This window comes from Streptomyces sp. NPDC003247, assembly GCF_042888135.1.
In the GTDB taxonomy this organism is placed as follows: Bacteria; Actinomycetota; Actinomycetes; order Streptomycetales; family Streptomycetaceae; genus Streptomyces.
Map to the genome: position 1 here is coordinate 342961 of NZ_JBIAPF010000004.1, position 8132 is coordinate 351092.

Annotated in this window: 8 protein-coding genes; 3 read left to right on the plus strand and 5 right to left on the minus strand. The window is 73.5% G+C overall.

Annotated elements, in window-relative coordinates; genetic code table 11:
- A complete protein-coding gene (locus ACFYWQ_RS15165) occupies positions 1-729 on the minus strand; it encodes a TetR/AcrR family transcriptional regulator (protein WP_389516492.1) in 729 nt (242 codons plus the stop codon).
- An 87-nt stretch (positions 730-816) separates the two neighbouring features.
- On the opposite strand from ACFYWQ_RS15165, the gene ACFYWQ_RS15170 reads away from it, so the two are divergent.
- Positions 817-1677, plus strand: coding sequence for an SDR family oxidoreductase (locus ACFYWQ_RS15170; protein WP_389516494.1), 861 nt, complete (start codon positions 817-819; stop codon positions 1675-1677).
- Between the two features lie 305 nt (positions 1678-1982).
- Here the strand turns inward: ACFYWQ_RS15170 and ACFYWQ_RS15175 are convergent, their stop codons facing one another.
- On the minus strand, positions 1983-2684 hold the full coding sequence (locus ACFYWQ_RS15175; RefSeq protein WP_389516497.1) for a TetR/AcrR family transcriptional regulator: 702 nt from the start codon (positions 2682-2684) through the stop codon (positions 1983-1985).
- A gap of 156 nt (positions 2685-2840) precedes the next feature.
- On the opposite strand from ACFYWQ_RS15175, the gene ACFYWQ_RS15180 reads away from it, so the two are divergent.
- Positions 2841-3314 carry a nitroreductase family deazaflavin-dependent oxidoreductase gene (locus ACFYWQ_RS15180; protein ID WP_389516500.1) on the plus strand — a complete coding sequence of 158 codons (474 nt, stop codon included), beginning with the start codon at positions 2841-2843 and terminating at the stop codon, positions 3312-3314.
- 242 nt (positions 3315-3556) lie between these two features.
- On the opposite strand, the gene ACFYWQ_RS15185 is transcribed toward ACFYWQ_RS15180, so the two are convergent.
- Positions 3557-4795 carry a geranylgeranyl reductase family protein gene (locus ACFYWQ_RS15185; protein WP_389516502.1) on the minus strand — a complete coding sequence of 413 codons (1239 nt, stop codon included), beginning with the start codon at positions 4793-4795 and terminating at the stop codon, positions 3557-3559.
- A 134-nt stretch (positions 4796-4929) separates the two neighbouring features.
- On the opposite strand from ACFYWQ_RS15185, the gene ACFYWQ_RS15190 reads away from it, so the two are divergent.
- Positions 4930-6285: a dipeptidase gene (locus ACFYWQ_RS15190; RefSeq protein ID WP_389516504.1), complete on the plus strand. Its 1356-nt coding sequence runs from the start codon at positions 4930-4932 to the stop codon at positions 6283-6285.
- A 220-nt stretch (positions 6286-6505) separates the two neighbouring features.
- Here the strand turns inward: ACFYWQ_RS15190 and ACFYWQ_RS15195 are convergent, their stop codons facing one another.
- Together ACFYWQ_RS15195 and ACFYWQ_RS15200 are read right to left on the minus strand one after the other, a co-directional pair.
- Positions 6506-7543 (minus strand): NUDIX domain-containing protein, encoded by a 1038-nt coding sequence (locus ACFYWQ_RS15195; protein WP_389516506.1) that lies wholly within the window; start codon positions 7541-7543, stop codon positions 6506-6508.
- A 138-nt stretch (positions 7544-7681) separates the two neighbouring features.
- Positions 7682-7879, minus strand: a complete 198-nt coding sequence (locus ACFYWQ_RS15200; protein WP_389516508.1) for a hypothetical protein — start codon at positions 7877-7879, stop codon at positions 7682-7684.
- Between the last annotated feature and the right edge of the window lie 253 nt (positions 7880-8132).

The window sequence follows — 8132 nt, forward strand, 5'->3', positions numbered from 1 at the left end:
TCAGGCCTGCGGAGCGCCACCGTCCGCCGCGAGGCGGGTGAGCCACTCGCGCAGCAGGTGCTGCTCGGCGTCGCTCAGGACATCGGCATCGTCGGGGAGAGCGGCGCGCAGCGCGCGGGCCGCCGCGGCGGGACCGGCCTCCGTGGCGGGGACCATGGGTTCGGCGCGCGTGATGGCGGCGACCATGGCCTCGCGGAGGACGGTCAGCAGCGCCGGATTGCGGCGTTCCGCCGGGGTGGAGTGCCAGGTGATGACCGCGCCTCGGCCGGTGGCCTGGATGATCTGGGCGGCCAGTTCCTCGTCGACCCGCAGCCACCCCCCGGCCGCCAGTCGGCGCACCCGGCCATGGAGGATCTCCAGGCCCGCGCGGTGTGCCATGTCCGCCCCCCGGCCGGTGGCCCTGTTCATCACCGCGAACAGCTCGGGGCGGGAGATCCCGAACTCCACCACCGTGTCCCAGCCGCGGCGCAGGTCCTCCACCGCGTCCTGTGGTGCGGGATCGAGCAGCGCGCGCTTGCTCTCCAGGAACTGCGCGTAGCCGTGCTCGGCGACGGCCTCGAGGAGACCCTCCTTGTCACCGAAGAGACGGTAGATCGCCGGCGGCTGCATCCCGGCCGCGGCGGCGACCGCACGGGTGCTCACCGCATCCGGCCCGCCCTTCTCCAGTAGCTCGACGGCCGCCTCGACGATGCGGCGGCGTGGGCTGTCGGTGGTGTCGCGCGTAGCCATGAACCGATGATACCGAGGACTTGGTTCCATCGATATTCCAGTGTTAACGTGAAAATGATTCCACTGGAAACAGCGTCGGGAGAACCCTTGATCATCGTGACCGGAGCCACCGGAAAGCTCGGCCGTCGCACCGTCGAACGCCTCCTGGAGCGCGTTCCCGCCGACCGCGTCGGTGTCAGCGTCCGCGACCCCCGCAAGGCCCAGGACCTCGCCGACCGCGGCGTCCGCGTCCGGCAGGGCAGCTTCGACGACCCCGCCTCGCTCGTGCACGCCTTCGAGGGGGCCGAGCAGTTGCTCCTCGTCTCCCTCGACCGCACGGGCGAGGAGTGCGTCACCGGCCATCGCACCGCCATCGACGCCGCCGTGAAGGCCGGCGTCGGCCGCATCCTCTACACCAGCCAGATGGGCGCCGCCCACGACTCCCACTTCCAGGCGTGCCGCGACCATGCCGAGACCGAGGACCTGCTGCGCGCCACCGGCCTGCCCTGGACCGCAGTGCGCAACGGCTTCTACACGGCCAGCGCCTTGCAGTTCCTGGAGTCCGCCCGCCACACCGGCGACATCGCCCTCCCCGCCGACGGCCCCGTCGCCTGGGCCGGCCACGACGACCTCGCCGAGGCCACCGCCGCGATCCTCGCCGAGGAGGGCCGCTTCGAGGGGCCCACCCCGCCGCTCACCGGCCCGGAGGCGCTCGACTTCGACACCGTCGCCGAGATCGCGTCCCAGGCCACCGGACGCCCCTTCACCCGCACCGTCGTCTCCGACGACGCCTTCCACGAGCAGGCCCTGGCGCACGGCGCCCCGGCCCCCATCGCCGACCTGATGCTGAGCATCTTCGCCGCGGCACGGAAGGGCGAGTTCACCGCCGTCGACCCGACGCTCGCCGAGCTGATCGGGCGAGAGCCCGCCCCCTTCGGCGCGCTGCTGGAGCGTGCCTGGGCCGAATAGATCCGGTGCGATGCGCCGAAGGCGTGGGTCCGCGGGGACGCACCCGGCGCGCCTGCGCCTTCGTCCTGCTGTGAAGAAAGTCCTCCAGGGCTTCGCTGCGCTCGGCGACAACCCTGCGGGTCAATACCCTTGGGCCACGCCCAGGCCATCCCCGGGCCGCGGCCTGACCGTCACCACGGGCCGCGGCCTGACCATCACCACGGGTCGCGCCCGGCCGCCGCCACAGGTCACGCCGGGCCCGCGCGCGCCCGGCGGCAGGACATCGGCCTCCGGCCACCGGCCCCCTCACCCGGCCACCGGCCCCCTCACTCAGCCTCCGCCAGCCCCACCCCGTGGGCGAGCCGCGTCACCGCGTGCCGGAAGAACGGCTCGCGGTCCTCCACCACCCGGTGGAACTGCCCGAACAGCTCGAAGCCGACCAGCCCGTACAGCTGCGCCCAGGCCGCGACCAGCGCCGCGACCACCTCCGGCGGCAGGTCGGGCGCGAGGTCGGACGCCATCCGCGCGACCTCGGCGCGCAGGTCGGCGGGGAGCGCCGGCTCGACGGGCCGCGTCCGGCCGTCCTGGGCGTCGCGTGCGATACCGAGGAGCAGGGTGCCGACGCGGGCGGCGGGCGGGACCGTCGTCTGCGGCGCGCTGTAGCCGGGCACCGGTGAGCCGTAGATGAGCGCGTACTCGTGCGGATGGGCCAGCGCCCACGCCCGTACCCCCTCGCAGACCGCGACCCAGCGCCGGACCGGCCCGTCGTCCACGACGGCGGCGTGGGCGGTTTCGGCGCTCTCGCCCAGGGAGTCGTAGGCGTCGATGATCAGAGCGGTGAGGAGGTCGTCGCGGCTCGGGAAGTAGCGGTACAGCGCGGAGGAGACCATGCCCAGCTCGCGGGCCACGGCCCGCAGGGAGAGTTTGGCGGCGCCCTCCGCCGCCAGCTGCCTGCGCGCCTCCTCCTTGATCGCGGCGGTGACTTCGATCCGGGCGCGGGCGCGGACCCCGCGTGCGCTGCTGTTCATGGGCCCAGTGTCCCACGGAAGCGGAGCAGTGCCCACAAAGGAGAGCGCCGAACGCAAAAGAGAGCACTGCTCTTGCCATGGAGCGCCGATCCGGTGCAGACTTCCCATGAGCGAGCGAGAGCAGTGCTCACACTTCCGCCCGAGGAGGCCACAGACATGTCCACCACCATCCACGCCACCACCCACGTCCAGAAGCCCGGCTGGCTCACCGTGAACGTCCTCAACCGCGCCGTGGCCTGGCTGACCCGCCGTGGCCTGAGCGTGTGGGGCTCGCGGGTGCTGGCCGTGCGCGGCCGCAAGAGCGGGGAGTGGCGGACCACGCCGGTGAACCTGCTGACCGTGGACGGGCGGCAGTACCTCGTCGCCCCGCGCGGGCACGTCCAGTGGACGCACAACATGCGCGCGGCCGGCGGCGGCGAGCTGCATCTGGGCCGGACGGTGGAGGAGTTCACCGCCGTCGAGGTCGGCGACGACGAGAAGGTGCCGCTGCTGCGGGCCTACCTCAAGCGCTGGAAGGCCGAGGTCGGGGTCTTCTTCCAGGGCGTCGGCCCGGACTCCGCCGACGCCGACCTGCGCCGCGTCGCCCCGGACCACCCGGTGTTCCGGATCACCGTCACGAACCGACGGTGATCCGGACCGGACCGGCGGCACGTGTCGACGGCGATCCCCACCGATGGTCATCCGCGCTGACGGCGATCCTCACCACGACGGTCCGGACGACGACGATCCGGACCGACAGTGATCCGGCCCCACGATGATCCGGACCGACGGTGATCCGGACCGACGGTGATCCGGCCCCACGGTGATCCGGACCGACGGTGATCCGGACCGACGGTGATCCGGACCGACGGTGATCCGGACCGTCCGTCCGCTCAGGAGGCGGAGCCGGGGTCCTCGCCCGTCTGGCGCCGGTCCATCGCGTTCAGCGCGCGCTGGGCGAGCGGGTGCGTCCGGACGAGCTCGCCGAGCGTGGTCCGGCCGCGGGTGATGTCCGTGAACGCCCGCCAGGCCGGACGGAAGCCGGTGAGCACCGCGTGGAAGAGACCCGGGCGCCGCTCGAAGAGCGCCAGCATGCGTTTGCCCACGCTCATCTCCACGCCCAGGCCCGCCTTGATCGCGAACGCGTAGTTCAGGGCCTGGCGGCGGGTGTCCACCGCGTCGTGCGCCTCCGCGATGCGGACCGCCCACTCCCCGGCGAGCCGGCCCGAGCGCAGCGCGAACGAGATGCCCTCCCGGGTCCACGGCTCGAGCAGGCCGGCCGCGTCCCCGCACACCAGGACCCGCCCGCGCGAGAGCGGGGAGTCGTCGGCCCGGCAGCGGGTCAGATGGCCGGAGGAGATGCTCGGCTCGAAGCCGGCCAGGCCGAGCCGCCCGACGAAGTCCTCCAGGTACCGCTTGGTGGCGGCGCCCTCACCGCGCGCCGAGATCACCCCCACCGTCAGCGTGTCGCCCTTGGGGAACACCCAGCCGTAACTGCCGGGCATCGGGCCCCAGTCGATGAGCACCCGCCCCTTCCAGTCCTCGGCGACCGTCTCCGGCACCGGGATCTCCGCCTCCAGGCCGAGGTCCACCTGGTCGAGCTTCACCCCGACGTGCGCCCCTATGCGGCTGGCGCTGCCGTCGGCGCCGACGACCGCGCGCGCCAGGAGCGTCTCGCCGCCCTGGAGGACGACCGCGACCGACCGCCGGTCCGGCACCGCCGAGCCGTGCTGCTCGACGCGCTGCACGGTGACGCCCGTGCGCAGCTCGGCGCCCGCCTTCTGGGCGTGCTCGACGAGTTGCTGGTCGAACTCCGGCCGGTTGATCAGCCCGAACAGCATGTGCCGGGAACGGCGGGTGCGGCTGAAACGCCCGTTGTGGGAGAAGGTCACCGCGTGCACCCGGTCCTGGAAGGGCAGTTCGAAGCCGGGGGGCAGGGCGTCGCGGGAGGGACCGATGATGCCGCCGCCGCACGTCTTGTAGCGGGGCAGTTCCGCCTTCTCCAGCAACAGCACGCGCCGTCCCGTGACCGCCGCCGCGTAGGCGGCCGAAGCCCCCGCGGGTCCCGCGCCCACCACGACCACGTCCCACACCCGCCGCTCGTCGTCCGCCGAAGAGTTCTCGCTGCTCACGATGGTCTACTGCTCCCGATCACGCCGCCTGCCGCACCTGTCCCCCGCATCCTACGACCGAGATCGCCACGGCCCGCTGTGGGAGGATCGACGGCACTCATCGGTACAACGTCGCACCCACAAGGAGCGTGCCCATGTCGTCGAATCCGGTCGCCGAGACCGTCGCCTCGCTCATGCCCCGGGCGAAGGCGGAGCTCACCGAGCTGGTGTCCTTCCGTTCGGTGGCGGACTTCGACCAGTTCCCCCGGAGCGAGAGCGAGGCCGCGGCGAACTGGATAACCGCCGTGCTGCGCGCCGAGGGCTTCCAGGACGTGGCCCTGCTCGACACACCGGACGGGACGCAGTCCGTGTACGGCTTCCTGCCCGGGCCCGAGGGCGCCCGGACGGTCCTGCTCTACGCCCACTACGACGTGCAGCCCCCGTTGGACGAGGCCGGCTGGATCACCCCGCCCTTCGAGCTGACCGAGCGCGACGGCCGCTGGTACGGGCGTGGCACCGCCGACTGCAAGGGCGGCTTCATCATGCACCTGCTCGCCCTGCGCGCCCTGAAGGCGAACGGCGGCGTCCCGGTGAACGTGAAGGTGATCGTCGAGGGTTCGGAGGAGCAGGGCACGGGCGGTCTGGAGCGCTACGCCGAGCAGCACCCCGAGCTGCTGACGGCCGACACCATCGTCATCGGCGACGCCGGCAACTTCCGCGTCGGCCTGCCCACCGTCACCACCACCCTGCGCGGCATGACCCTGGTGCGGGTGCAGATCGACACGCTGGCGGGCAACCTGCACTCCGGGCAGTTCGGCGGCGCCGCGCCCGACGCGCTCGGCGCGCTGATCCGCGTCCTGGACTCGCTGCGCGCCGAGGACGGTTCGACGACCGTCGACGGACTGACCGAGGGCCCCGCCTGGGAGGGCCTGGACTACGACGAGGAGCAGTTCCGCCGGGACGCCAAGGTCCTCGACGGTGTCGGCCTCATCGGCTCCGGCACGGTCGCCGACCGCATCTGGGCCCGCCCGGCGGTGACCGTCCTCGGCATCGACTGCCCGCCGGTCGTCGGCGCCACCCCGTCCGTGCAGGCGAGCGCCCGCGCGCTGATCAGCCTGCGGGTGCCGCCGGGCAAGGACGCGGCCGAGGCGACCGCGCTGCTCCGGGCCCACCTGGAGGCGCACACCCCGTGGGGCGCGCGGGTGCGGACCGAGCAGGTCGGGCAGGGCCAGCCGTTCAGCGCCGACACGGCGAGCCCGGCGTACGCGGCGATGGCCGAGGCGATGGCGGTGGCCTACCCGGGCCAGGAGATGCAGTACGCCGGCCAGGGCGGCTCCATCCCGTTGTGCAACACCCTCGCCGCCCTGTACCCGAAGGCGGAGATCCTGCTCATCGGCCTGAGCGAGCCGGAGGCCCAGATCCACGCGGTCAACGAGAGCGTGTCCCCCGAGGAACTGGAGCGCCTGTCGTTGGCGGAGGCCCTGTTCCTGCGCACCTACGCGGCGAGCTGAGCCGCCACCGGCCCTTGTCCGGCGGACGGCGCCCACCCGCCGGACGGGGGCCGTCCACCCCCGTCGACCCCTTACCCGGCGGAGGCACCGCGGCACGCCACCCCCGCACCCGGCGCAGACACTGCGGCACGCCACCCCCGCACCCGGCGCAGACACTGCGGCACGCCACCCCCGCACCCGGCGCAGGCACTGCGGCACGCCGCCTCCGCCGGCCGACACGTCAGACCGGGACCCCCGCCTCCAGGTACAGCGCCGCGCCCCGTTCGCGCGCCCGCAGCGCCCAGCGCAGCCGTTCGTAGCGGACCGGTGGCAGCAGATCGGCCGCCTCGTCCTCCGTGACGAAGCGCCAGGCGCGCAGCTCCGGCCCGGGCAGCAGCAGCCCCTCGGCCGCCGCCGGGTCGAGCCGGCCGCCGTCGAAGAGGAGGCGCAGTCCGCCGTGGCCGGGCGGCGCCGGCCGTTCCCAGTCGACGACGAGCAGCCGCGGTACGTCGTCCAGGCGCACGCCGGTCTCCTCCTCGACCTCGCGCATGCCCCCGCGCGCGGGGGCCTCGCCGGGCTCCACGACACCGCCGGGGAACTCCCAGCCGGGTTTGTACGTCGGGTCGACGAGCAGCACCCGGTCCCGTTCGTCGAAGAGCAGCACGCCGGCGGCGAGTGTCTCCCCGGTGGGTTCGGGGGTCTGCACGATGTCGCAGGCGGGCACCGCGCCGCTGCCGACGGCTTCCGCGATGCGCACGGCGGTCTCGTACGGGGTGAGGTCACTGGTGTCCACCGGGTGGGCGTCCGCGGTGAGCCAGGCGGCGAGGGCCGCGCGGTACGGCTCGATGTGGTCGTAGGACCACTGCCGTAGGCGCATCTCGCCGTCGGGGAGATCGGGCGGGATGTCCCGCCCGGCTATTCGCTCGCGCAGGATCGTTTCCGCCGGGGCGAGGAGCACATGCCTCACGGGGATGCGCCGGGCGGCGAGGCCACCGAAGATCTCGTCGCGGTACTCCTGGCGCAGCAGGGTCATGGGGACGACGAGGGTGCCGCCGAGTTCGCCCAGCAGCGCGGCCGCCGTGTCGATCACGAGCCGGCGCCAGATCGGCAGGTCCTGGAAGTCGCCGACCTCGGCGAGGCGTTTGGCCGGCAGCAACTGCGGGAGCGCCGCACCGATGACCTCAGGGTCGAAGAGCGTGCTGTTCGGGATCAGGTCGACCAGTTCGCGTGCGGTGGTGGTCTTCCCCGCGCCGAACGCACCGTTGACCCAGACGATCACGTTTCCCCCTCTTCTGTTGGCCCCCTGTGGCTTGCCCGCTCCACCCTGCCACGGAAACCACCTGCCGTTGAGGTCGCGTGAACAGCGGGGCGCCGGTCCCCGGGGCGGGGACCGGCGCCACGGCGGTGTGCGGATCCGTCAGTCGTTCCCGCCCAGGGCGCTCTCGTCGACGCCGGCCAGGCTGTCGCTGGCGATGGTGGGGTCGAGCGTGGTGAGGGTGTCCTTCACGTTCAGCCCGTCGAGGTCCTGGCCGGCCAGACCGTGCGACGGGGTGATCGCCGCGACGACGAAACCGGTGGCGAGGGAGGCGATGGCGAGCATGCTGCGCTTCTTCATGCCGGGATCAACTGCGGGCGGCGCGCGAGGTCACGCGGCAACCGGGGCAGGCCGGACCGCAGCCGAGCGGTGCGCCTCCGCCGGGAGGCCGAAGAAACGCTTCGCCGACGCCGGGGCCCGCACCTGCCGTCGCCCGGCGGAGGCAAGACGCGGGGACCCGCACCTGCCGTCGCCCGGCGGAGGCAAGACGCGGGGACCCGCACCTGCCGTCGCCCGGCGGAGGCAAGACGCGGGGACCCGCACCTGCCGTCGC

Coding starts and splice junctions, on each gene's coding strand:
- ACFYWQ_RS15165 (WP_389516492.1), bottom strand. CDS start 729: ATGGCTACGCGCGACACCACCGACAGCCCACGCCGCCGCATCGTCGAG.
- ACFYWQ_RS15175 (WP_389516497.1), bottom strand. CDS start 2,684: ATGAACAGCAGCGCACGCGGGGTCCGCGCCCGCGCCCGGATCGAAGTC.
- ACFYWQ_RS15180 (WP_389516500.1), top strand. CDS start 2,841: ATGTCCACCACCATCCACGCCACCACCCACGTCCAGAAGCCCGGCTGG.
- ACFYWQ_RS15190 (WP_389516504.1), top strand. CDS start 4,930: ATGTCGTCGAATCCGGTCGCCGAGACCGTCGCCTCGCTCATGCCCCGG.
- ACFYWQ_RS15200 (WP_389516508.1), bottom strand. CDS start 7,879: ATGAAGAAGCGCAGCATGCTCGCCATCGCCTCCCTCGCCACCGGTTTC.